The sequence below is a fragment of the Ruminococcus sp. Marseille-P6503 genome (genome assembly GCF_900604945.1).
Lineage (GTDB): Bacteria > Bacillota > Clostridia > Oscillospirales > Ruminococcaceae > FB2012.
Genome location: NZ_UWPB01000001.1, coordinates 610,178 through 633,695, shown reverse-complemented (window position 1 = coordinate 633,695; position 23,518 = coordinate 610,178). Strand labels below are relative to the sequence as shown.

Here is a 23,518-nt window from a genome sequence, read left to right as displayed (position 1 = left end):
TTTCTTTACAAACCTATATCTCCGTTAATGTCGGCATAAATATTTACCTTTACAAAGCTTTTGTTTTTATAAAATTCCGTCAGCATATAGCTTATCACATCTCTGAACGCTTTTGAATTTTTGCATTTCAGAATGAGTCTGTATCTGAATTTATTGTTTATTCTCTCAAGCGTGCAGGGCGCAGGACCAAGCGCCCGAAGAGGTATTTTTATCCCTTTTTCTTTTATGTAGCCGCTCATTCGTGCCACAAACCAATCCGAAGCTTCTATAGCCTTGCTTTCCATAGGAGAAGAAAACCCTATAACGCATATATCGCAGAACGGCGGATAGGTAAGCGACCGTCTTAAAGCGATCTCCTGCTCATAGAATTCGTCGTAATTCTGCTGAGCCGCCAGATTAAGCACATAATGATCCGGGACAAACGTCTGAAGATATGCAAAGCCTGCCTTCTCTCCGCGTCCGCTTCTCCCCGCCACCTGAGTGATCAAGGAAAAGGTTCTTTCATAGCTTCTGAAATCACCGGTAAAAAGCGCTTTATCGAGCGAAACAACTCCGACAAGCGTCACATTCGGGAAATTCAGACCTTTGGCTATCATCTGAGTTCCCAGCATTATGTCAAATTCGCCCTTTTCAAAAGACTTGAAGCCCTCCTCGTACGAATACCTTGAATAGGTCGTATCCGCGTCCATTCTCAGTATCCGCACGCCGGGAAAAGCCTTCAAAAGCTCATCCTCCACTCTTTGAGTTCCTACGCCCCCCGTATGCAGGTGATCAGAACCGCATTCCGGACACACGCTTACATTATCCATAGCAAAGCCGCAGTAATGGCACATCAGCTTATTATTCTTTTTGTGATATGTCAGCGGAATGCCGCATTTAGGACAAGCAAGCGGCTTTTTGCAGTCAAGGCACGACACATAGGTGTTAAACCCACGTCTGTTAAGCAGCAGTATCGTCTGTTCGCCTTTTTTAAGATTTTCACCAATCTTATTCATCAGTATGCGGCTGAACAAGGAATCGTTCCCCGCTTCGGCTTCCTGCTGCATATCTACTATTTCGACCTCGGGCAATACCGCGTCGTTATATCTCTTTCGCATTTCAAACAAATGAAATCTGCCGTTTTTGGCGTAATAAAAGCTTTCAAGCGACGGCGTAGCGGAAGCCATGACAAGCACAGCGTTATGAAAGCCGCACCTCTGTATCGCTACATCTCTGGCATGATATCTCGGAGAGGTTTCCGATTTATAGGTATGCTCCCCCTCCTCGTCCATTATAATAACTCCTATATCAGCTAACGGCGCAAAAACCGCGCTTCTGGTGCCTATAACTATCTTGGCTTCACCGTTCTTTATCCTCTTGAACTCATCAGTCCTCTGTCCCAGCGAAAGCGAGGAATGAAGCACCGCAACGCTTCCGCCGAAATAAGTCTTGAAGCTGCTTAGCATCTGAGGAGTAAGCGAAATTTCCGGAACAAGCATAAGCGCGGTTTTTCCGCGTCTAAGCGCCGAACTTATCAGCCTGAAAAATACGGCGGTTTTTCCGCTTCCCGTAACTCCGTAAAGCAACGCGCCCGCAGGCTTACCGCTTTCAACAAGCGACATAATTCCTTCATATGCCTTCTGCTGTTCCTCGTTCAGCTTAATGCTTTCCGGATCGGAACATTCACCGGTCACGCCGATAGCATTTCTCATTACCTCATATTTATATTCGGCAATTATTTCTTTCTGCACCATGCGCTTTAAAAGCGACGAAGTGCAGTTAGTCATATAACAAACCTCTTTCACTGAAGCGCTTGAGCAATCCTCCAGCAGATTTACCACCAGCTTCTGCTTCTGCGTCAGAGGAACGGAATTTCCCGCCTCCAGAGAAGCGAGATATTCGTCTGAAAGCCTAACCATCGTCACCGTTTCGTCCCCAACGCGCCTTTTAAGCTTATCCGCTTCCTGAATATAGCCCTTGTCTATCAGACCGGTCACTATTTTTTTCAGTCTGGGCTTTGCGGTAAAGTCAAGAAAATTATCTACCTCACGCTGACTTTCGGCAGATCTCATAAAATTAATTATGTTAAGCTCCTTTTCGTCAAGCTCATCGTCCGGAATACAGGTGTTGGCAAGGGAATAATGCTGTGAGAAATTATAGCTGAACCCTGTCGGCACCACCGTTTTATAGGCGTCAAAAAAGGTGCAGAAGGTATTCTCCTTAAGCCAGAATATGATTCTGAGCATTTCGTCGGTAACAAGAGATTCCTTATCTATAAGCTTCAAAAGAGGCTTAAGCTTTTCATTGAATTCCGGCGTTTCATACATTCTGGTGACAAAACCTATAGTGCGCCGGTTACCGTTGCCGAACGGAACTATCACTCTTGAGCCGTTTTGTATATCCGGCTTCATTTCGTCGGGAACAATGTAGCTGTATTCGCAGTCAAAGCTGTAAGCGGCACGGCTTATCGCTACCTTAGCCACTAAAAACAAACCACGCATTTACACTATCCCCCTATAATTATGATCAGCTCTTCAGACTCGGATCCTCAATAAGCTTGTATTCTCCTGAATTAAACTGCTCCACCGCGGTTTTTACAGGCTTCTCATCAAGTATTTCCTTATTTTCAAAGGCTGTGTCGGTAATTTCTCTTGCACGTTTTGCTACTGCAATTACAAGAGAATAATAGCTTTCATTGTTTTTTAAAATCTCTACTACTGCCGGTCTAAGCATTTTTAAGCACCTCGTTAATCATATTTTTTATGGTTTTATTGCTGGTTCTGAACATATCGGCGTCAGACAAATCATTCTTAGCGGCTCTCATGACCGTTTCAAAATCTCTGACAGCGTCCTCCAGTCCGTCGTTCATAATAGCGTAATCATAATCATAAGCCTTTGCTATCTCGTCAGCCGCGGCTTTCACACGCTCTGCTATTACAGCCTCGCTTTCAGTTCCTCTTTTGTTCAGGCGGCGTTTCAGCTCATCGACGGAAGGCGGGAGAATAAAAATCAGCACCGCCTCAGGCATTGCTTTTTTTACCTGAAAAGCGCCGTTGGTTTCTATTTCAAGCACAACGTCCCTTCCCTCCGAAAGGTTTCTGATAACCGGCTCGGCAGGCGTTCCGTAATAATGCTTTACAAATCCGGCATACTCGAGAAAACCGTTTTCAGCCGCCGTCTTTTCAAACTGAGCGTCGTCAATGAAATGATAGTGAACTCCGTCAACCTCTCCCTCTCTCGGGTCGCGTGTAGTACAGGATACCGAGTAAAAAACGTCGCTGTTTTTAAAAACCTCGCCCAGTATAGTTCCCTTTCCGCAGCCGGACGGAGCGGAAACCACAAACAGTCTTGCCTTATTCATCGCTGTCCTCCTCGTCAACTTCAAATCTCGCGCCTACCGTTTCCGGAGCGACGGCAGACAAAACCACATGGTCGCTGTCCATAACGATAACCGCCCGAGTCCTTCTACCGTACGTCGCGTCTATAAGAGTGCCCTTATCTCTGGCCTCCTGAATGATTCTCTTTATCGGCGCGGATTCGGGAGCGACTATCGCCACGACCCTGTCAGACGACACCATATTGCCGAAACCGATATTAATCAACTGCATTTAAACTCCCCCGGTCATTCAATATTCTGAATCTGTTCTCTGATTTTTTCTATTTCAGATTTCAGCTCAACGACTATTTTTGTTATAGAAAGATCCTGAGCCTTTGAACCGATGGTATTTACCTCCCGATTCAGCTCCTGAACAAGAAAATCAAGCTTTCTGCCCACAGGCTCGCTGCTGCCGATAAGCTCCCTAAACTGCGCGATGTGGCTGCGCAGTCTTACGGTTTCCTCATCGACAGCCGTTTTCTCCGAAAATATTGCGGCTTCGGTAAGTATTCTGTGCTCGTCTATATTCTTATCAGAAAGGATCTCGCAGAGCTTTGAATAGAGCCTCTCTCTATATGCTTCGGTAACCTTCGGAGACTGTACCTCTACCTCGCCGACCAGCCTTTCAATAACGTCAAGGCGCGATCCAATATCCTCAAACATCTTCACACCCTCGGCGCTGCGCATTTCAACAAATCTTTCCAAAGCGCACTGAGCAGTTTCCCTGACGCTGTTCCAGATTTCCTCCTCATCGTCGGTAACCTTAACTACAGTAAATATATCCGGCAGACGCATAATACTTGAAAGCGACAGATCGTCATTGAGCATAAGCTCCTGCGCCGAGCCTCTAAGCGCTCCTATATAGCCTTTGGCAATCTCGCGGTTTATTTCAATATTCGCGCTTGCGCCCTCCTGATTATATACAGAAACGCAAACCTCTACCTTGCCCCTGGAAACAGCGTTATGCATAAAGCTTTTCAGCTTTTCGTCAAGATAGCCGTAAGCTCTGGGAGTTCTGGCGGTAAACTCATAATATCTGTGATTCACCGACCGGATCTCCACAATTATCTCCCTGCCGTTTATTATACGCCTCTCTCTTCCGAAGCCGGTCATGCTTTTAATCATTTAAAATTCCTTTCCGCTGATACCTACAAGATCTAAGCTTGTCTACAACAAAATCAGCCCATAAATATTCAACTTATATTATATCATTATACATTACAAATAGCAAGCAATTTTCATATAAATTTAATATTTATTTTACTTACAATTGTTAATCTCGGCAAAAATTCCGGAAAGACTTTTGCAGATACAAACATGAGGATATTTCTCAAAGTCCTCCGCAGTCGTAGAACCGGTAGTAACTCCGGCAAAGTCAACTTCGGAATTAGCAGCCGTCTGAGCGTCAATATAGCTGTCGCCTATGTACAGAACGTTTTCTTTGCTTTCTCCAAGCCTTTCTATCATCATATTAAGACCGGAAGGGTCAGGCTTTGCAGACTTTACGTCCTCTCCTCCGATAACTATATCAACAGGAAAGCTTCCCGCCTGTTTTCTGAACGTATCCTCTATCCTGTATCTGTATTTTGTGGATACTATACCGACCTTCAGACCCGCGTGCTGAAGCGCCTGAAGTATAGCTATCGCGTCGTCGTAAAAAAACGTATTTCTGACCATTTCCTTATCGGCTATCCTGACATATTCCCTGCGCATTTCTTCTCTCTGCGGGTTATTCTCGATCCCTGTAAGGACGTCGAAAGCGTCTACCAAAGTCAGACCTATCGTTCGGTAAATAGTATCGTCATCCGGTATCTCATACCCAAATTTGTTCAGCGTGTGCTTGAAGCAGATCAAAATACCTTTTGAGGAATCAGCAAGCGTTAAATCAAAATCAAAAACATAAGCGGCATACTTACCCATAACACAACAATCCTTTCACAAAAACAGGCAACCGTTTTGACAGGCTGCCTGAATATCATCTTGTTTTTCCCGTAATTCTGTGCATTTCAGATTTAACTGCATACATATTATTGTCAGCCTGCTTAAAAGCGTTCAGAATATCCGTTTTAGGTACGCTTCCCCTGATCTTGGAATCGCAGCAGCCTATTGAAACTGAAATATTTGAATGATACGCAAGGTTAAACCTTTCTATTACCGACAAAAGCTCGCGTCTGGCATTTTGAGAAGTCATTTCGCTGTTTACGAACACAGAAACAAATTCATCTCCGCCTATTCTGAACGATTTTACACCGGCGCCGAAAGCGGTTTTGATACATTCAGCCATATCCTTTATAAGCTTATCGCCGCTCATGTGTCCCAGCACATCGTTTGTTTCCTTCAGATTATTAAGATCCATTACGAGAAATGAGATCTTATCTCCGCAGCACAGCTTTTTGCCAAGCATATCAATATACTGGTCAAAGCCTGCTCTGCTTCCCAGCTGAGTAAGCGAATCGGTATACAGAAGCTTTTTATAAATACTGTTCTGAGCATTTATTTCAAGAAAATCTATAGCCTTGTACATGAACAGCCTTGCCAGCATAATTATAAATATCAGAAGACCTGCCTCAAACCAAAGCGAATTTACAGCAAAATCAGATTTTATATAATACGATAGCAGCTGGACTGCCGAAAATCCAGCCAGCACAAACGTCGCATAAAGCAGCCGCCGGCAGGTCCTTCTGTCTTTTTTCTTTTTTATATTGACTTCTATGCAGATAACGGCGACGATATCGGACAGCGCAGACATTCCGTGAACAACAGGCAGAGTTTCAGCTATGTCAGGTCCGCCTGCAAGAAAACTTACGCTCAGACCGATAAGAACTGCAAGCTCCGCCATGCAAAACCAGGAAATCAGTTTCTTTCCGTAGGTGCAGAAATCCCCGATAAAAAGCAGAAACAGCACAGGGAGCAGCGCAAAGGAATAATATGATATCAATGTGATAACGGTTATCTTTTCGGCAATAAACTGCAAAGTCAGAGTATTTGTTATTATCCATACGTTTGCCAGCAAAATGAAAGCGCCGAGATAAAACAAGCACTTATTTTGCAGTGCGATTTTCTTTAATATAAAAACGATATAAATAAATATAAGACACAGCGACATAAAAAGGAGCAGCGCCGAAAACAAAATCGTAAAGCCGTCGTTTGCGAACAAGTATTTAAGAATCCCGCTTTCGCTGCTGTAATAAACAGACGGCAAAGCGCCCTCACTGTCATAAGAATCAAACTCTATGACCATCGGCTTACCTTTATCTGCTTCGTTAAGCTTAATAAAACAGTTTATCTCAGAAAGAATTTTAGATCTGTCAAAATCCTGACCGCCGCCGTATGAATATATCTCCTTCGAATCAATATAAACCTTGCAGGCAAATCCCCTGGAATCAAAAAACAATACCGGAGCGCCTGAAACATCATCGGGAACAATGTTCGCAGCCGCTGTTTTACCAGTAAAGCTATAGCCGTTTATGCTTTCCGCAGCGCTGCCGGAAACCACCCAGCCGCCGCTGAGCTCTTTTACGTCAGGAAAATCAACACTTACATTTTCAGCGTCCGTATTTTTATCAGATTCGGCAATAACAAAAAACATAAGAATCATAAGTCCTGCAAACAATATCAGCGATGCAGCCGTTCTACCGCTGATAGAAACTTTGCTTTTCAACTTCGTCAAGACGTTAGCTCCTCTCGTAGAGAATACGGCACGAACAGTTAATCTGCCGATGCCGCCGTCAGCTTATTAAACGCTGCTTTTAAAAAATCCGGTATGCTGAGAAAACGGCGTTTGAAATAGAATTTATTCAACCGTTACGGATTTTGCCAGATTTCTCGGCTTATCAACATCGTTTCCTCTGAGCACCGACGTATAATAAGCAATAAGCTGCAGAGGGACTACCGTAAGCATAGGCATCAATATGTCGTCGACAGTCGGCAGACCGATCTTGTAATCCGCCACATCATCGTCAACATTGATATAATCATGCGTTACAAAAATAACCTTTCCGCCTCTGGCTTTAACCTCCTTGGCGTTGCTTACGGTTTTGTCAAACAGATCCCGCTGAGTAGCAACGGCTATAAGCGGCATACTTTCTGTAACCAGCGATATGGTTCCGTGCTTAAGCTCTCCGGCGGCGTAGGACTCTGAATGGATATACGAAATCTCTTTAAGCTTCAGCGAGCCCTCCATTGAAAGCGCGTAATCGAGCCCTCTGCCTATATAAAGCAGATTTTCAGAGTTGATTAGCTGAGAAGCTACATACTGACAGGATTTCTCCTGCTTTAAGATCATATCTATCATGTTCGGGACGCTTTCAAGCACGGAAGTAAGCCTTCTGCATTCGTCCTCAGAAATCATTTTTCTTGCATAGGAAAGCAGAAAGGCAAGCAGGTAAAAAACAGATATCTGAACGCTGTACGCCTTTGTGGAAGCAACTGATATCTCAGGACCGGCATGAGTATAGATGACCATATCCGCTTCTCTGGCTATAGAAGAACCGACAACGTTGACTATTGCAAGCGTATCCGCCCCAAGACGCTTTGAAAGCTTAAGCGCCTCAAGAGTATCCGCCGTTTCTCCCGACTGTGAAACAACTATTACCAAATCGTTGCTTCCTATAATCGGATCCCTGTACCTGAACTCTGAAGCTACATCAACGGTAACCGGTACTCTGGCAAGCTTTTCTATAACATATTTTCCCACAAGCCCGGCGTGCATTGCGGTGCCGCAGGCAACAACGAATATATTGTTATAAGACGCCAGCTTTTCGGCGGTCATGCCGCATTCCTCAAAATCAGGCATTCCGTCCTTAATGCGCGGAGAAACAGTCTGCTTTATTGCGTTAGGCTGCTCGTTTATCTCTTTAAGCATAAAATGCTCATATCCGCCTTTTTCCGCAGCCTCCATATCCCAATCCGCAACCATCAGCTCTTTTTCAACAGGTGTACCGTATTTATCGAATATCTGAGCTCTGCCGCCGCTGAGAACAGCTATTTCATCAGTATCAAGCAAATAGTAATTTCTTGTAAATTTCAGGATCGCCGGAACGTCGGAAGCAATAAAAGCCTCACCCTCTCCCACACCTACGATAAGGGGAGAGTCCTTTCTTACAGCATAAACCGATTCAGGAAAATCCTTGAACACAATACCGAGAGCATAAGAACCCTCTATATCGCCGAGCACCTTTTGGATAGTTTCCATAGGATCGCCGTTATAGTAATAATTCAAAAGCTTAGCGACTGTTTCGGTATCCGTCTGACTTTCAAAAACATAGCCGTGTTTCTCCAAAAAGCTTTTTATTTTCTGATAGTTTTCAATAATACCGTTATGCACAATAGAAATCTCGGCGTTGCCGTGAGGATGCGAATTAATATCCGACGGCTCTCCGTGAGTCGCCCATCTGGTATGACCTATACCGCAGCTACCTCCGTGAATCATGCCTTCTTTAAGTATTTTTTCCTTCAGATCGGCAATTCTTCCCTTGGTTTTGCTTACCCTGATCTCTCCGTCCTGAAAAACGGCGATTCCCGCCGAATCATATCCTCTGTATTCCAGTTTGCTCAAAGCGTCAAGCAATACCTCTGTACATTCCTGTTTTCCGACATATCCAACTATACCGCACATCGTCAAAACTCCTTTCAGCGCTGAACAGCGCAGTCAATACTTTATTTTATGATATTTATACTTAAAAGAATACAAATCCATCTCATATCTGCTGATAATCATTAATAATAATATCATAAAACGCCTGCGAAATCAAGGGGTATTATAATTTTATAATGTTTTGCAGTGTTACGACAGATATTGGCAAAATCGAGAAAAATAAGACCTGCGAAATCTGTTAAAATAAAGCCGCCGCACAAAATTCAGGAGCATAAGAAAGACGCCTGAGTTTCATAAGCATAAACAGTATACCACAAGATATAAAGCTTCGTCAATCCCTGATGAAATACGCTCAAACACGGTGTAAGCAAGACGATCCGATTATGCGATAACTGACGGTCATACATAAAAACCATGCTGTCCGATACGGTTGACGAGCTTATACGGAGAAAACAAAACCCGGTTTAAAATAAAACTAAAAGCGCCGGTTCTATTCAAAGCTTAAAGTAATTTTCACAAGCTCGCTGTCCGCCGGAAATTTAAAATGCACTCCCCAGCCGCCCGCTCCGGAGGTGGTTACCGCAGTCATATTTCCGTATTCCTTCGTTCCGTAAACCATATCGTTTGCCATAGCGACAAAAGGCTTTGTCAGCGGAAACTGCTCGCCGTGCGTATGACCGCACAGCGTCAGATCGGCTCCTGATTCAGAAATATCTTCAAGCCCTCTGGGCTGATGATTAAGCACAATAACCGGTTTTTCAGTATCAACGGAATATTCGGAAATCAGGCTTTCGATATCCCGCGCTCCTGCCGACAGATCCTTTCTTCCGATAACGGTTATATCCTCAGCTATAGTTACCGCTTTATCATCAAGGACGGTAATGCCGGCGCTTTCAAAATAACCGCTGATATCTTCGCCGATATAGCCCTCATGGTTTCCGTAGGCAAAGTAAACTCCGTATCTGGCTTCGATCTGCGAAAACGCCTCTGTCATATACCGACGGTTCTCCTCAGAGGTGTTCTCGTCAAAAAAATCACCTACAAGAAAGACCGCGTCAGGAGCCATTTCATTGATTTTTTCAGTAATTTCATTCAAACCGTTCCTGTCGGCTCCGGTGCCGATATGAGCGTCGGCTAAAAATACAATTTCAAGCTTTTCGTTTACCGAAGGCTTGGCAATATTGACGGAATATTCGTTTACTCTTAAAATACCCATATTGATATAGCCTATTACGGAGAGAATAAACGTCGCCGCGAAAATTCTTAATGAAGTTTTCCAACTACTCAGCGCTCTGAAGAAGCTGCTGTCCGAGCGTTTTATCAGCTTCAATACAAGCACGACTGTATCACGCGCGAGAAATAAAAAAGCGGAGTATCCGAGAATTACAAATGTTGCCGCAGCCGTAAAAAGCATAGGCAGCGCGGGAAAAGGATATTTTATCTTACCGTAATTCCCCATCATGCAGAAAAGTAGATTTGCCATAAGCAGAAGCTGCAATATCCAGTATACCGCCGTTGGGATTTTAGTTTTTTTCCACAATTCGCGGTAACGTATCAATGCGTATACTATCAGCGCAATGACAGCTGCGAAAATAATCAGAAACACGCAAACACCCCGTTAAATAAGATCAGCGTTAAGGCAATCCAGACAAATTTTCGAGCAGCAAGGCCTTAACTTAATAATTATATCATCAGACGAAGCTTAATTCAACCGATTCAAGCTGAATATTTTATGTACGCGGCGGAGCGATTGACTTTATGCAGGACGTCTGTTATAATTTATTTATATTATCATAGGAGGCGTTTTTTTGAACTGCTCGGAATTTGAAGCGGCAAGGAATAAAATCATAAATTCTGAAAGGCAGAAAAACGGCATAGGAACGCTGGGAGAAAAAACTCTTCACGCGGTTCTGAAAAATTACTACGAGCCTCATCAGGAAAATCATGAGATACGGGTAGGCGGATTTGTAGCCGACATCGTCGGAGAAAACGGGATAACGGAGATACAGACCGGAAATTTTTCAAAGCTTACCAGAAAGCTGGAACATTTCCTTGAATTTTGCAGCGTTACGGTCGTCTACCCTATACCTGCTGTAAAATATCTGTCGTGGATGGACCCGCTGACAGGAGAGATCGCAGGCAGACGCAAATCCCCCAGAAAGGGCACGATTTACGACGTCATGCCGGAGCTGTACCGAATAAAATATACACTGGACAATCCGCGCATGAATCTTTGCCTTTGTATGCTTGAGGTGGAGGAAATAAGATACCTTAACGGCTGGTCGCGCGACAGAAAAAAGGGCTCGTCAAGGTGCGACCGAATACCGCTGAGAATTACCGATGAGATTTATATCCGCACTCCATATGATTATAATGTCTTTCTCCCGGAAACGCTGCCTGAAGAGTTTACCTCTCAGGATCTTGCCGCGCACGCCGGAATAAGCAGAACGCTTGCGCAGACTACGCTAAATATACTTTCGTTTCTGGAAACAGCGGACCGCTGCGGTAAACGAGGAAACAACATAATATACCGCCGTAAATAGCGGCTCCTTCAAAATTTACATTTGAACGCTTTACAAGCATACGTCAGTTGAGTTATAATAATATATTATTATAACCGCTGTTCCGAAAGGATTTTGATATAATGAAGTATAAAAAAGTAATCTGCGCTGTGCTGACCTTGGTTCTGACGGTAAGCATTATTTCGCCTCTGACAGCTTCAGCCCTTAATTTTACTCCTTCTTCCGGCGTTGACGAAAAGGGAGAGCCTGTTCCGCTGTCGCTTTACTCTGAATCTGTGTATATGATAAACCTTGACACCGGCGACGTTATCGTGGATATAAACGGCGATGAGGAGCGTGCTCCGGCTTCGCTTACGAAGATAATGACTGCCGCCGTGCTGCTTGACGAGTTCAAGGGCAGCGAAAAGAAAATGAAAGAAAAGTACGTTTCCGCCGGCAGCGAAGCCTTCGACGAGCTTTACGGCACAGGCGCGTCTACCGCGGATATTCAGCCTAATGAAAAGGTCAATTACTACGATCTGCTTGCGGCGCTTATGATACCCTCCTCCTGCGAGGCGGCAAATATAATTGCGATAAACCTCGGCGGCTCAATCAGCGGATTCTGCGATATGATGAATGAAAAAGCCGAAAAGCTCGGACTTGAACACACGCATTTTTCAAACGCCCACGGTCTTTTCGTATCTCAGAATTATTCAAGCTGCAGCGACATAGCCGTGCTTTGCAAATATCTGCTTGACAAATACGATGTATTCAAGGAGATCGTGGCAATGCCCAGCTATCAGATGGAATCCACCGAATATCATTCGGTAGGCTCTACGATAGTAAATACCAATTATATGCTTTCGTCCACGTCGGACTATTACTACTCATACGTCAAGGGGATCAAGACCGGATCTCTTGACGCCGCAGGGCGCTGCCTTGCCTCATATGCAAGCTATGACGGATATAATTACCTTACCGTTACAATGGGCGCCCCTATGGAAAAGCTTGAGGAAGACGTAAAAAAAGGCGAAAATGATCCTGAATCCTTTTACGCCAACGATGTCATTTATTACAATATGCTGGATCACGCCGCGCTGTATGACTGGGCTTTTGATTATTTGGTGTCAACGGATTTTATCAATCCGAACAGCGAGGTCACTGAGGCCGCCGTTGAATTCGGAGATAATGCCGATTATGTAAATCTTAAGCCTGCCGAGGGATATACTCAGCTTTGGCCGAAAAGCGTTTCCACTGACGAAATCGAGCAGCAGATAAGCGTAAAGAAAAATATTGTGGCTCCGATAGAACCGGGAGATGTGCTGGGAGAAATGAAGCTGGTGTATAAAGGGGAAGAAATCGCTTCTATTGATCTTGTCGCTACGTCAAAGGTCGAGCGTGCCGCCGTTTCAGAAAAGCTGGAGATAGCCAAAGCCTTTCCCAGGTCCACGGAATTCAGGTATGCGGTATATGCCGTTGTCATGCTTTTTGTGGTTTACACTATCGGATATGTCATATATATACAGTTCAAATACATGAAAAAATGACGGCAACCTTAAAATAAGCTTATATGCCGTAATTGCTTGCTGATGCAAAAAACTGCGTTCTTATAACTTAAAGAACGCAGTTTTTATTGTCGGTAAATAAAGATTTACTCACATATGAATATCAAAAATCGCCATTGAAATGTTGAAGAAAACCAGTGTCGTACAGGTATCCACAATCGTGGTTATCAGCGGAGCCGCCATAATAGCCGGATCAAGCTTCAGCTTTTTTGCCGCCATAGGAAGCATACAGCCTATAAGCTTCGACATTATGACCGTTGAGATTATAGCCAGACTTACCGTTACCGCCAGCTTCAGTGGGTCGGCATTCGTATCGGTATAGAAATAGGTATAGGTTACATATATTCTGATCCCGTTTACGACAGCCAGGATAACGCTTACTATAAGGGCTATCCTGAATTCCTTGAAAACTACCTTGAAAAAGTCCTTCAGGCGTATTTCTCCGAGCGACATTCCTCTGATTATCATTGTAGAGGTCTGGGAGCCGCAGTTTCCTCCTGTACCCGTAAGCATGGGAATAAATGACACAAGCAGCGGAACGGCAGCGAACGCCGCTTCATACCTTGTGATAATAGAACCTGTGATCGTTGCGGAAAGCATCAGTATCAGCAGCCACATTATTCTATTTTTAGCGTGAATTATTACCGGAGTTTTGAAATAAGAATCGTCGCTGGGCGACATAGCCGCCATACGGGAGAAGTCCTCGGTGTTCTCTTCCTGGATTACGTCCATAGCGTCGTCGAACGTTACGATACCGACTATCCTGAACTCCTGATCGACAACAGGAAGCGCGAGAAAGTCATATTTCGCAAACTGAGCCGCAACAAGCTCTTTATCCTCAAGGGTGTCTACGGTAATAACGTTTGTATCCATAATTTCTTCAATCAGGTCGTCGTCATCTGCCGTAAGAATATCCAGAACTGACAAAACGCCGATAAGCCGCCGGTTCTCGGTAACATAAAGCGTATATACCGTTTCCTTTACCATTCCTATCTGGCGGATCTTCTGCAAAGCCTCGCTTACAGTCATATCCTTTTTCAGATAGATATACTCGGTGGTCATTATTGAACCGGCGCTGTCCTTGGGATACTGGAGTATCTGATTTATCTGCTTTCTGGTTTCATTGTCGGTATTTTTCAGTATACGCGACACAACGTTCGCGGGCATTTCCTCAATAAGGTCAACGGTATCGTCAATAAAAAGATCGTCGATAACCTCCGCCAGCTCTTTATCGGTAAAGGAATTGATAAGCATCATCTGCATATCGCTGTCCATATAAGAGAAAACGTCCGCCGCAACATCCTTCGGCAACAGTCTGAACAGCAGCGGCAGATCCTTTTTGTCAACGTCGGAATCGTCGTGAAAATTCTGAAAAATATCGGCTATATCCGCCTCGTTCATATTAAGGAATATTTCCTTAAGCACCTTGAAATTTCTCTTTTCAAGCAGTCTGATAATTGTGTTGTACATTTTTATAACCCCCTTTTTGCGCAAAAAAAAGAACGCAAAATCAGCGCACTGAAACAACTGTACAAATTATCGTACAGCCGCAATGCGCATAGCTTCAACGTCCAAACACAGATTACCCTTTTATAAAGCCTAAAGCTGAATAAAAATACAAGCGGGCAAACGCCGCCGTATTCGGGGGGCAATCTTGTTCTGACTGGCATCGTCCACTTGCATCTCATCTCCTTGATAAATAAATAAGCGTAAAACCGCATTAATAATGATACTACTTTTAATGTAATTTGTCAAGAGAATTAAAGTAAAGATTGCGAGTAATTCAGGTTATAATTTTTGTAAATTATTTAAAAACATAAAGCCTGTTCCCGTCGGTAAGCTCGGTTGTTTTTTACCGTTTTTATTTATTTTGTACCGTACAGCCTGGGTGTGGACAAATAGAGCAGAATATGATATAATGAAGGAATGAGAAAAGCAAAAGAAGTAGCAGGTAGAAAATGTCCTATCTGCGGTAAATCAAAAAATCAGGTGAACGCAGGGAAAAATCGTTCGGGAACACAGAAGTGCTTTTGCAATGATTGCAAAAAATACTACACTCTCAACCCGAAAACACGAGAATATCCCGAAGAAATTCGCCAACAGGCAATCAAAACATTCTACGCAGGAGCCAGCGGACGAGGAGTCGGCAAGGTGTTTGGTTTCAGCAAGGCGAATGTCTACAATTGGATTAAAAAAAACAGTTCAAGCTCACAGTAACTTCCATTTTTTAGAATTAGATGAGTTGTATTGGTTTATTGGACAAAAGCCCAAAACAGAAACACGTGAAAACACTTATGTAATGACAATGGTAAGCAGATTGCCAAGACAAATCGTTGGATTTGATGTTGCTTTTGATAAATCACCGGAGCGTATACAAAGGGTGGTTGACAGCGGTCCTGAAGCCGAATGTTACTGTACAGACGGCTATTGGGGTTATGTTGATATTGTATATCCAGGTAAGCATATTCGTAATATTTACGACAAAAGCAACACCTTTACCGTTGAGGGAATAAATGCTGATTTGAGGCATTATATACCTCTTTTGAGGCGACGCAGCCGATGTTTTCCACGAAAGCTTGATACGCTAAAAGCTGTTTTAGAGCTATTTGTCCAAGCGTATAATGAATTTGGCATCGCTAAAATGAATTATCGCAAAAGCCGTACCTCAAATTCTCGTGAATTACCCTTTTCTGTTCTTGATTTTTTATAATCTGCTCTTTGTGTCCACACCTTACAGCCTAAAAGTATTGCAAATCCGATAAAAATAGGTTATAATACAAAATGTATGTTTAATTTTTATTATGAAAGGAACTGGATATATGATTACACCCAAGCAGAGGGCGGAGCTTAAAGGGCTTGCAAATTCCCTTGAACCTGCTTTTCAGATAGGAAAAGGCGGAGTGAACGAGGCGCAGGTTTTGCAGATAGACGATTATCTGCGCGTGCATGAGCTGATAAAAATAAAGGTGCTTGATAATTCCATGTATACCGCCAAGGAAGCGGCCGCGGAAATAGCCGCCGGCACCGGCGCCGAGGTAGTTCAGGTAATAGGATCAAAAGCTGTGCTTTATAAGCGCAATGTCAGGGAGCCTGTTATAAAGCTGAGAAGCAAATAATGAATATAGGGATATTCGGAGGAACGTTCAACCCGGTTCATAACGGTCATGTAAGGCTGCTGAAAAGCGTGATGAACGAGGTCAGCTTTGAAAAGGTCATCGTACTGCCTTCCAGAATACCTCCCCATAAGCAGGCGGAGCAGCTTGCGGACGGAGAGGACAGGCTTACAATGTGCAGGCTTGCTTTTGAGGATATTGCAGGCGCGGAAGTTTCAGACTGGGAGCTTAGGCAGAGCGGAAAAAGCTATTCGGTGATTACGCTGAGGCATTTCCGCAGGCTATATCCCGAAGCGAAGTTTTTCTTTATTATGGGCAGCGATATGCTGCTTTCATTCCATGAATGGTACCGTTATGAGGAGATATTGTCGCTTGCGTCGCTTATCTGTATTTCCCGCAGCGGGAGCGATACCGCGGATAAAATGAGAAAATACGCTGCCGGTCTTAAGGCCGAGGGCGGTGAGATAATAATTCTCGAGGAGGAGCCGTTTGAGGTTTCGTCAACGCAGATAAGGGAAATGATAAAAAAAAGCGGCGATTATACTTGCTATTTGAATAAAAATGTTGTAAAATATATCATGGATAAAAATTTGTATTAACAGAGGTTTTTTATTTGGCTGATAAAAAGTTGATCGGACAGTATAAGAATTATCTGAAAGAGAATCTTTCCAAGAAAAGGTATACTCACTCGGTGAACGTTGCAAACGCGGCGTCAAAGCTTGCCGAAAGATACGGAGGCAATAAGGAAAAGGCCTATCTTGCCGGACTTCTGCACGACATATGCAAGGAAACGCCGGAGGAAAAGCAGCTTGAGCTTGTTAAGCAGTCCAAGCTTGACGTTTGCGCCATTGAAACAAAAACCCCCGCGCTGTATCACGCGATAGCGGGAGCCGAGTTTATACAGTCCGAATTTCAGATAACGGATACGGAAATAGTCGACGCGGTAAGGTATCACACTGTCGGCCGCAAGGATATGCCGCTACTTTCGCAGATCATCTACCTTGCCGATCTTATTTCCGACGACAGGGATTACAAGGACGTTAAAAAAATGCGCAGATATGCGGAACAGAGCCTTGAAAAGGCAATGCTTGAAGCGCTGAAATTTTCAATTGCGGATTCGGTTGAAAAGGGTAATATGATTCCTGTTTCGACCCTTGAATGCTACAACGATTTTGCAAAGCTTAAAAACAAATAAACGGGAGGCTTTTATGGCTAATATTTCACAGGAAAAATTACTTGAAACGATTATCAGGGCGCTGGATTCAAAAAGAGCCGAGGATATTCAGCTTATAGGTATCAGAGATCTTACTATCGTTGCGGATTACTTTGTAATTGCAAACGGTACGTCCAACACTCAGACAAAAGCTCTGGCTGACGCTGTCGAGTTTGAAATGAAGCAGCTTGGGATCGAACCGATCAGGGTAGAGGGCTATCAGGGAGCGACCTGGATAATTCTCGATTACGGCGATATCGTCGTTCATGTTTTCTATAAGGAAACCAGAAGCTACTATAATCTTGAAAGGCTCTGGTCCGACGGAGAGCAGAAGGATATTGAAGAGTATCTTTCTCCGGCGGACTGATACGGAGCGGCAGCCGGCTGATTTATTTTGCAGCCGATAGGACGGGATATAATTTTACAGAAGGAATGATATAGATGAAGTACGATTTTAGCGCCATTGAAAGCAAATGGCAGAACTACTGGGAGGAAAACGAAACCTTTAAGGCTTCCGAGGACCGTTCCGGAAAGAAATTCTATGCGCTCGTGGAATTTCCCTACCCCTCGGGTCATGGTATGCACGTCGGACATATTAAGGCTTATTCAGGTCTTGAGGTCGTAAGCAGGAAAAGAAGGCTGGAGGGCTACAACGTTTTGTTCCCCATCGGCTTCGACGCCTACGGTCTGCCTACGGAAAATACCGCTATCAAGACAGGAGTTCATCCCAGACAGGTTACCGATGAAAATATAGCTAAGTTTACAAATCAGCTTAAAAGAGTCGGTTTTTCTTTCGATTGGTCGAGAGTCGTGGATACTACCGATGAGAATTATTATAAATGGACTCAGTGGATATTTCTGAAAATGTTTGAAAACGGACTGGTTTTCAGAGACAAGACTATGGTAAATTACTGTCCGAGCTGCAAGGTCGTGCTTTCCAATGAGGATTCGCAGGGCGGAAAGTGCGATATTTGCCACAGCGACATAGTTCAGAAAACAAAGGAAGTCTGGTACTTAAGAATAACGGAATATGCCGACAAGCTGCTTCAGGGACTGGAGGAGGTTGATTATCTCCCCAACGTCAAGCTTCAGCAGCAGAACTGGATAGGCAGATCCACAGGAGCTTTCGTTGATTTTACAGTAAAGGAAAACGGTGAAAAGCTCCGTATATACACTACTCGTCCGGACACGCTTTACGGAGTTACGTTTATGGTCATCGCTCCGGAGCATCCTATTATTGAAAAATACCGCTCAGTTATAAAAAATATTGCCGAGCTTGACGCTTATAAGGCGGAGTGCGCCAAAAAGAGCGAGTTTGAAAGGACTCAGCTCGTAAAGGATAAAACGGGAGTCAGAATAGACGGTCTTACCGGAATCAATCCTATTACCGGCAAGGAAATACCTATCTATATTTCCGACTATGTAATGATGGGCTACGGAACAGGAGCGATAATGGCTGTTCCGGCGCACGATACCAGAGATTATGATTTTGCAAAGAAATTCGGAATAGACATTATCGAGGTCATAAAGGGAGGAGATATTTCAAAGGAAGCCTATACCGGCGACGGCGAAATGGTCAATTCCGGCGAGCTTAACGGTATTTCCAATAAAAAGGAAGCTATAGAAAAAATGCTCGGTATTCTTGAAAAGCTGGGCTGCGGCGAAAAGGGCGTTCAGTATAAAATGAAGGACTGGGCTTTTAACCGTCAAAGATACTGGGGCGAGCCTATTCCAATAGTACATTGTCCGGACTGCGGAATGGTAGCCGTTCCGTATGACGAGCTTCCGCTCAGACTTCCCGCTGTAGAGCATTTTGAACCGGGAACGGACGGTGAAAGTCCGCTGGCAAAGATCGCTTCGTTTGTTAACTGCAAATGTCCGAAATGCGGAAGGGACGCAAAAAGAGAAACCGATACAATGCCTCAGTGGGCAGGCTCTTCATGGTATTTCCTGCGTTACTGCGATCCTCACAACGACAGCGAATTCGCTTCGCAGGAGGCGCTGAAATACTGGCTGCCTGTCGATTGGTACAACGGCGGCATGGAGCACGTTACTCGTCATATGATCTATTCCCGCTTCTGGCATAAATTCCTCTACGATCTGGGTCTTGTTCCTACTTCTGAGCCTTATGCCAAGAGAACCGCTCAGGGTCTTATACTCGGACCAGACGGTGAAAAGATGAGCAAATCAAGAGGAAACGTAGTAGACCCCAACGACGTTGTTGACGCTTACGGCGCCGACGTGCTGAGAGTTTATGTGCTGTTTATGGGAGATTACGAGCAGGCTGCACCGTGGAGCGAAAACAGCGTAAAGGGCTGCAAGAGATTTCTTGACAGGCTCTGGGCTTTGCAGGATATGCTTACCGACGGCGAGGAGTACAGCGACAAGCTGAGAACGCTTATGCATAAGACGATCAAGAAAGTTTCCGAGGATATTGAGGCGCTTAAATTCAATACGGCAATAGCGGCTATGATGACGCTTATGAATGAAATTTACGCCGCCGGTTCTATAAATAAAGCCGAGCTTCGCGACCTGCTGATAATTCTGAATCCTTTCGCTCCGCATATTACGTCGGAAATGTATCAGATAAATTTCGGAGGCTATATCCATGAACAGAAGTGGGCGACTTATGACGAAGCCTTGTGCGTTGACGCTTCCGTTGAAATTGTCGCTCAGGTAAACGGAAAGGTAAAATGCAAGCTGAACGTTCCTGCCGATATTGACCAGAGCGAAGCCGTTGCTCTTGCAAAACAGGATCCTAAGGTCGCAGAGGCTATTGAGGGTAAAAATATTGTTAAAGAAATTTATGTAAAGGGCAGACTTGTAAATATTGTCGCCAGATGATACTGCCTGTATACAATTAATAAAATAATAGAATTCGGCAGGCGAAAGCCAGTCAAGCATACACATAGGAAAATCGTTTGTCTGATTTAAACGTACGGCAGCTGCGCGTTTAAGCCGGCGCATAAGTAAAACGGAGCAGAAGCCGTCATCATCTTCATGGCGGCTTCTTTCTTATGGCGCCGGATTTTGTGCGGCGGCTTTATTTCAGCGGATTTTTGTCCGGTTCTCTTTTTTCTTTGCTTTGCCACTATTCTTTGAAACTCTGCAATTTCAATTGGATTTTGTTTTTCAGACGGTTGACAATATCTTGGCTGTGACGTATAATTATATAAGTGTTTGTCGAATTTTGATATCGGGTGATTTGTTATGATAAAGGATATTCAGCAGGAAATTTTAAAGCTTAAAGCGGAAAAGGACATTTGTATTCTGGCGCACAGCTATCAGGCGCATGAAATTATCGAAATCGCTGATTTTACAGGAGATTCCTATAAGCTAAGCGTAGACGCGTCAAACGTCCGCAGTAAAAATATTTTGTTCTGCGGAGTTCATTTCATGGCGGAAACGGCAAAAATGCTTTCGCCTGACAAGCGTGTTTTTTTAGCTAATCCGCTGGCGGGCTGTCCCATGGCCGAGCAGATGGAGCCGGAGATGATCGAGGCTTTAAAACGACAGGAGCCGGACAGAAAGGTAGTCGCTTACATAAACACTACGGCAAAGCTTAAATCTGTCTGCGACGTCTGCGTTACCTCGTCTTCGGCGGTCAAAATAGTCAAAGCTATGGACGCTGAAAAGATACTGTTCATTCCGGACTGCAATCTCGGAGCGTTTGTTCAGAAAAACGTGCCGGAAAAAGATATAAAGCTGCTTCAGGGAGGCTGTCCGGTTCATGCCGCCGTAGCTCCCGACGAAGTAAGGCAGGCCAAAAGGCTTCACCCCGACGCTTTGGTGCTTGTTCATCCCGAATGTGTTCCGAAGGTTTCGGAGCAGGCGGACTATGTAGGCTCTACCTCGGGAATCATAAATTTTGCTAAAAATTCCGAAGCCGAAGAATTTATTATAGGCACTGAAATAAGCATTGCCGAACATCTTCAGTATGAATGTCCCGGCAAAAAGTTCTATATACTTTCCAAGAAAATCCTCTGCCCGAACATGAAGCTTACTACTCTGATGGACGTTTACAATTCCTGCGCCGGAATAGATAACGGCGAAGCCTTTGAAATAAAAATGACGGAAGATGAGATATCCTCCGCCAGAGTATGTATTGATGAAATGCTGAGATTAGGCTGATAAAATATGATTTATAAAATATCCGTCCGAGGAAGCGCGCGCCATGCTTCCTCAGACGGATATTATGCTATATGCAAAAGCCTTCAGACCTTGTTTACGCTTTTTCAGAAGAACGATCCTCCAGAAATACGGTAAATACAGTGCCTCTGCCCTTCTGTGATTCAACTCTTATCCTTCCGCCGCACAGCTCGACTATTCGCTTTACAAGCGGCAGCCCAAGGCCGTTGCCCTCGCTTGAATGAGCGCTGTCCCCCTGATAGAAACGTTCAAATATGTGATTCAGAGTATTCTCGTCCATACCCTCCCCCTGGTCGCAGATATCTATGCGTATTTTTTTATCCCTGAGCTGTGAACGAACGGTTATCGTGGTATTGTCTGGGCTGAATTTAACGGAATTGCTGAGAATATTCAGCCATACCTGCGACAGCATTTCCTGATTGCTGTGAAACAGCACAGGCTCAAGCTCTATGTCAAAATCTATATTCTTCCTTGTCCACTGCTTTTCCAGCAGCAGAATACAGCTTCTTATCTGTTCATCAAGATAAAAATCCGACGTATCGGTAATATACTGCTGATTTTCAAATTTGTTAAGCAGCAGTATATTGGAGGAAAGATTGGTAAGCCGCTTCGATTCAGAGATGATTATATCTATGTATTCGCGTTTTTTATCTTCTGATAAGCTTTCCTTTTTAAGCTGCTTTGCAAAGCCCTGAATCGAAACTATAGGCGTTTTGAACTCATGCGAAAAGCTGTTGATAAAATCCTCTCTGAACATCTCTATCCCGTTCAGCTCTTCAACCATTCGGTTGAAGCTTTTGACAAGCTCGTCGATCTCACCGAAGGTTTTATCTCTTGAAACACGGACGGAAAAATCGCCGCTCTCAACCTTTTTCATAGCCTTCTGCATATCATTTACGGGTCTGAGGATCGACCGCGTAGCCATTGCTGAAAGAATCGTTCCGATAACCACGCTGACGCATAAAGCTATGATCATCAGTACAAGCGGAGCTTCAAATCTGTTGGGAAGATGACCGAAATATCTGAAAAGCCAAACTGAAATAAAAGTAAGCACGCCGGCTATCATCATTATGAAAAACACAAGAATAACCGCGCAGAAATTAAGCGACCTGTGTTTTCTGAACAAAAGTCTGTCAATATATCCCTTGTGTTTATTCACCGTTTTTCACCGCCTTATATCCAAGGCCTCGTACAGTAATTATATCAAAATCGCTGTTGTCCTTAAAACGTTCCCTGAGACGGTTGATATGTACGTCTACCGTTCTCTCGTCCGTATCGGTAGCCATATCCCATATTTCGTCCATAAGCTGACGGCGGGTGAAGATCTTGTTGGGATACGACAGCAGCTTGTATATCAGCATAAATTCCTTCAGCGGAAGCTCGGTTTTCTTATCTTTATTTATAACAGTGAGAGTATCGTAATCAAAAACGGTTTCGCCGGCGGTTATCTTATGATCGTTCGCTATCCTTGACCTTCTGAGAAGCGCCGATATCCTGAGCAGCATTTCCTCCTCGTCCACAGGCTTGACCATATAATCGTCGGCGCCTGTTATAAAGCCCTTCTTTTTATCGCTGAGAGCTTCTTTGGCCGTTACCATAAGTATAGGAATATTACATTCCGCTCTCCTGAGCTGGCTTGTAAGCTCATAGCCGTCCATCACAGGCATCATAACGTCCATAATAATCAGGTCGATATGCTTTTCGTCCATTATTTCAAGCGCTTCCAAGCCGTTTTTGGCAGTTACAGCCTTATAGCCGTTTTCTTCAAGCACGTCGGCAGTAAGCCTGCGGGTATTGTTATCGTCCTCGACCACCATTATACTGAACATATAAAATTCCGCCTTTCGGTAAAGTTACAGCTTTCTGAAAAACGCGCAAGCAGCAATACGGCTGCTTGAAGCGGCACATTATTTTTCAGACAGCAGTAAGACAGCGCAATTAAAGCAAGCTAATCGCAAAGCGCCGTATTTACATAGAATATCATATAATTATGAACTCAATGTAAACCGTAAGGCGGAACTTTTAT

The 23,518-nt window shown here is 44.1% G+C and carries 22 protein-coding genes; 10 read left to right on the top strand and 12 right to left on the bottom strand.

Annotation, left to right across the window (positions count from 1 at the left end; all coding sequences use genetic code 11):
- Positions 1 to 5 precede the first annotated feature (5 nt).
- The 9 genes from priA to EIH25_RS02940 all read right to left on the bottom strand — a co-directional run bounded on the left by priA (position 6) and on the right by EIH25_RS02940 (position 10,434).
- Positions 6 to 2,480 (bottom strand): primosomal protein N', encoded by a 2,475-nt coding sequence (gene priA / locus EIH25_RS02980; protein WP_124098452.1) that lies wholly within the window; start codon positions 2,478 to 2,480, stop codon positions 6 to 8.
- Between the two features lie 25 nt (positions 2,481 to 2,505).
- The gene (gene rpoZ / locus EIH25_RS02975) at positions 2,506 to 2,712 is read right to left on the bottom strand and encodes a DNA-directed RNA polymerase subunit omega (protein ID WP_124098451.1); all 207 of its coding nucleotides are present in this window, start codon (positions 2,710 to 2,712) and stop codon (positions 2,506 to 2,508) included.
- Positions 2,705 to 3,340, bottom strand: coding sequence for a guanylate kinase (gene gmk / locus EIH25_RS02970; RefSeq protein ID WP_124098450.1), 636 nt, complete (start codon positions 3,338 to 3,340; stop codon positions 2,705 to 2,707). The genes rpoZ and gmk overlap by 8 nt, the downstream gene beginning before the upstream one ends.
- Positions 3,333 to 3,587 carry a DUF370 domain-containing protein gene (locus EIH25_RS02965; RefSeq protein WP_124098449.1) on the bottom strand — a complete coding sequence of 85 codons (255 nt, stop codon included), beginning with the start codon at positions 3,585 to 3,587 and terminating at the stop codon, positions 3,333 to 3,335. Before EIH25_RS02965 ends, gmk begins: the two co-directional genes overlap by 8 nt.
- A gap of 14 nt (positions 3,588 to 3,601) precedes the next feature.
- The gene (locus EIH25_RS02960; protein ID WP_124098447.1) at positions 3,602 to 4,480 is read right to left on the bottom strand and encodes a YicC/YloC family endoribonuclease; all 879 of its coding nucleotides are present in this window, start codon (positions 4,478 to 4,480) and stop codon (positions 3,602 to 3,604) included.
- Between the two features lie 135 nt (positions 4,481 to 4,615).
- The gene (locus tag EIH25_RS02955; protein WP_124098445.1) at positions 4,616 to 5,275 is read right to left on the bottom strand and encodes an HAD-IA family hydrolase; all 660 of its coding nucleotides are present in this window, start codon (positions 5,273 to 5,275) and stop codon (positions 4,616 to 4,618) included.
- Positions 5,276 to 5,330: 55 nt separating this feature from the next.
- On the bottom strand, positions 5,331 to 7,025 hold the full coding sequence (locus EIH25_RS02950; protein WP_124098443.1) for a GGDEF domain-containing protein: 1,695 nt from the start codon (positions 7,023 to 7,025) through the stop codon (positions 5,331 to 5,333).
- A 123-nt stretch (positions 7,026 to 7,148) separates the two neighbouring features.
- The gene (gene glmS / locus EIH25_RS02945; RefSeq protein ID WP_124098442.1) at positions 7,149 to 8,972 is read right to left on the bottom strand and encodes a glutamine--fructose-6-phosphate transaminase (isomerizing); all 1,824 of its coding nucleotides are present in this window, start codon (positions 8,970 to 8,972) and stop codon (positions 7,149 to 7,151) included.
- 469 nt (positions 8,973 to 9,441) lie between these two features.
- Positions 9,442 to 10,434 carry a metallophosphoesterase gene (locus tag EIH25_RS02940; protein ID WP_124098441.1) on the bottom strand — a complete coding sequence of 331 codons (993 nt, stop codon included), beginning with the start codon at positions 10,432 to 10,434 and terminating at the stop codon, positions 9,442 to 9,444.
- 325 nt (positions 10,435 to 10,759) lie between these two features.
- On the opposite strand from EIH25_RS02940, the gene EIH25_RS02935 reads away from it, so the two are divergent.
- Together EIH25_RS02935 and EIH25_RS02930 are read left to right on the top strand one after the other, a co-directional pair.
- Positions 10,760 to 11,494, top strand: coding sequence for a hypothetical protein (locus EIH25_RS02935; RefSeq protein ID WP_124098440.1), 735 nt, complete (start codon positions 10,760 to 10,762; stop codon positions 11,492 to 11,494).
- A 101-nt stretch (positions 11,495 to 11,595) separates the two neighbouring features.
- Positions 11,596 to 12,999, top strand: a complete 1,404-nt coding sequence (locus tag EIH25_RS02930) for a serine hydrolase (protein ID WP_124098439.1) — start codon at positions 11,596 to 11,598, stop codon at positions 12,997 to 12,999.
- A 108-nt stretch (positions 13,000 to 13,107) separates the two neighbouring features.
- Here EIH25_RS02930 and mgtE read toward each other — a convergent pair whose 3' ends face one another.
- Positions 13,108 to 14,487 (bottom strand): magnesium transporter, encoded by a 1,380-nt coding sequence (gene mgtE, locus EIH25_RS02925; RefSeq protein WP_124098437.1) that lies wholly within the window; start codon positions 14,485 to 14,487, stop codon positions 13,108 to 13,110.
- 456 nt (positions 14,488 to 14,943) lie between these two features.
- On the opposite strand from mgtE, the gene EIH25_RS02920 reads away from it, so the two are divergent.
- From EIH25_RS02920 to nadA, 8 genes are all read left to right on the top strand, one after another.
- Positions 14,944 to 15,234, top strand: coding sequence for a helix-turn-helix domain-containing protein (locus EIH25_RS02920; RefSeq protein ID WP_124098061.1), 291 nt, complete (start codon positions 14,944 to 14,946; stop codon positions 15,232 to 15,234).
- A complete protein-coding gene (locus EIH25_RS02915) occupies positions 15,191 to 15,727 on the top strand; it encodes an IS1 family transposase (RefSeq protein ID WP_124098062.1) in 537 nt (178 codons plus the stop codon). Before EIH25_RS02920 ends, EIH25_RS02915 begins: the two co-directional genes overlap by 44 nt.
- Before the next feature lie 109 nt (positions 15,728 to 15,836).
- Positions 15,837 to 16,133: a YhbY family RNA-binding protein gene (locus EIH25_RS02910; RefSeq protein ID WP_124098435.1), complete on the top strand. Its 297-nt coding sequence runs from the start codon at positions 15,837 to 15,839 to the stop codon at positions 16,131 to 16,133.
- Positions 16,133 to 16,729 carry a nicotinate (nicotinamide) nucleotide adenylyltransferase gene (nadD, locus tag EIH25_RS02905; RefSeq protein WP_124098434.1) on the top strand — a complete coding sequence of 199 codons (597 nt, stop codon included), beginning with the start codon at positions 16,133 to 16,135 and terminating at the stop codon, positions 16,727 to 16,729. The genes EIH25_RS02910 and nadD overlap by 1 nt, the downstream gene beginning before the upstream one ends.
- A 14-nt stretch (positions 16,730 to 16,743) precedes the next feature.
- A complete protein-coding gene (yqeK, locus tag EIH25_RS02900) occupies positions 16,744 to 17,325 on the top strand; it encodes a bis(5'-nucleosyl)-tetraphosphatase (symmetrical) YqeK (protein WP_124098433.1) in 582 nt (193 codons plus the stop codon).
- A 13-nt stretch (positions 17,326 to 17,338) separates the two neighbouring features.
- On the top strand, positions 17,339 to 17,710 hold the full coding sequence (gene rsfS / locus EIH25_RS02895) for a ribosome silencing factor (protein ID WP_206425676.1): 372 nt from the start codon (positions 17,339 to 17,341) through the stop codon (positions 17,708 to 17,710).
- Positions 17,711 to 17,784: 74 nt separating this feature from the next.
- A complete protein-coding gene (leuS, locus tag EIH25_RS02890; protein ID WP_124098432.1) occupies positions 17,785 to 20,187 on the top strand; it encodes a leucine--tRNA ligase in 2,403 nt (800 codons plus the stop codon).
- 366 nt (positions 20,188 to 20,553) lie between these two features.
- The gene (gene nadA, locus EIH25_RS02885; RefSeq protein ID WP_124098431.1) at positions 20,554 to 21,474 is read left to right on the top strand and encodes a quinolinate synthase NadA; all 921 of its coding nucleotides are present in this window, start codon (positions 20,554 to 20,556) and stop codon (positions 21,472 to 21,474) included.
- A gap of 94 nt (positions 21,475 to 21,568) precedes the next feature.
- Here nadA and EIH25_RS02880 read toward each other — a convergent pair whose 3' ends face one another.
- A complete protein-coding gene (locus EIH25_RS02880; protein WP_243113071.1) occupies positions 21,569 to 22,651 on the bottom strand; it encodes a HAMP domain-containing sensor histidine kinase in 1,083 nt (360 codons plus the stop codon).
- Entirely contained in the window at positions 22,644 to 23,321 is a 678-nt protein-coding gene (locus EIH25_RS02875; protein ID WP_124098429.1) for a response regulator transcription factor, read from the bottom strand. Before EIH25_RS02875 ends, EIH25_RS02880 begins: the two co-directional genes overlap by 8 nt.
- Positions 23,322 to 23,518: the final 197 nt, after the last annotated feature.

What these genes read in the sequence shown, in the direction of transcription:
- EIH25_RS02930 (WP_124098439.1), top strand. Translation starts at nt 11,596, where the DNA reads ATGAAGTATAAAAAAGTAATCTGCGCTGTGCTGACCTTGGTTCTGACG.
- EIH25_RS02910 (WP_124098435.1), top strand. Translation starts at nt 15,837, where the DNA reads ATGATTACACCCAAGCAGAGGGCGGAGCTTAAAGGGCTTGCAAATTCC.
- EIH25_RS02960 (WP_124098447.1), bottom strand. Translation starts at nt 4,480, where the DNA reads ATGATTAAAAGCATGACCGGCTTCGGAAGAGAGAGGCGTATAATAAAC.
- nadA (WP_124098431.1), top strand. Translation starts at nt 20,554, where the DNA reads ATGATAAAGGATATTCAGCAGGAAATTTTAAAGCTTAAAGCGGAAAAG.
- EIH25_RS02920 (WP_124098061.1), top strand. Translation starts at nt 14,944, where the DNA reads ATGAGAAAAGCAAAAGAAGTAGCAGGTAGAAAATGTCCTATCTGCGGT.
- glmS (WP_124098442.1), bottom strand. Translation starts at nt 8,972, where the DNA reads ATGTGCGGTATAGTTGGATATGTCGGAAAACAGGAATGTACAGAGGTA.
- mgtE (WP_124098437.1), bottom strand. Translation starts at nt 14,487, where the DNA reads ATGTACAACACAATTATCAGACTGCTTGAAAAGAGAAATTTCAAGGTG.
- EIH25_RS02965 (WP_124098449.1), bottom strand. Translation starts at nt 3,587, where the DNA reads ATGCAGTTGATTAATATCGGTTTCGGCAATATGGTGTCGTCTGACAGG.
- rpoZ (WP_124098451.1), bottom strand. Translation starts at nt 2,712, where the DNA reads ATGCTTAGACCGGCAGTAGTAGAGATTTTAAAAAACAATGAAAGCTAT.
- nadD (WP_124098434.1), top strand. Translation starts at nt 16,133, where the DNA reads ATGAATATAGGGATATTCGGAGGAACGTTCAACCCGGTTCATAACGGT.
- EIH25_RS02955 (WP_124098445.1), bottom strand. Translation starts at nt 5,275, where the DNA reads ATGGGTAAGTATGCCGCTTATGTTTTTGATTTTGATTTAACGCTTGCT.
- gmk (WP_124098450.1), bottom strand. Translation starts at nt 3,340, where the DNA reads ATGAATAAGGCAAGACTGTTTGTGGTTTCCGCTCCGTCCGGCTGCGGA.
- EIH25_RS02915 (WP_124098062.1), top strand. Translation starts at nt 15,191, where the DNA reads ATGTCTACAATTGGATTAAAAAAAACAGTTCAAGCTCACAGTAACTTC.
- leuS (WP_124098432.1), top strand. Translation starts at nt 17,785, where the DNA reads ATGAAGTACGATTTTAGCGCCATTGAAAGCAAATGGCAGAACTACTGG.
- EIH25_RS02875 (WP_124098429.1), bottom strand. Translation starts at nt 23,321, where the DNA reads ATGTTCAGTATAATGGTGGTCGAGGACGATAACAATACCCGCAGGCTT.
- EIH25_RS02940 (WP_124098441.1), bottom strand. Translation starts at nt 10,434, where the DNA reads ATGGCAAATCTACTTTTCTGCATGATGGGGAATTACGGTAAGATAAAA.
- priA (WP_124098452.1), bottom strand. Translation starts at nt 2,480, where the DNA reads ATGCGTGGTTTGTTTTTAGTGGCTAAGGTAGCGATAAGCCGTGCCGCT.
- rsfS (WP_206425676.1), top strand. Translation starts at nt 17,339, where the DNA reads ATGGCTAATATTTCACAGGAAAAATTACTTGAAACGATTATCAGGGCG.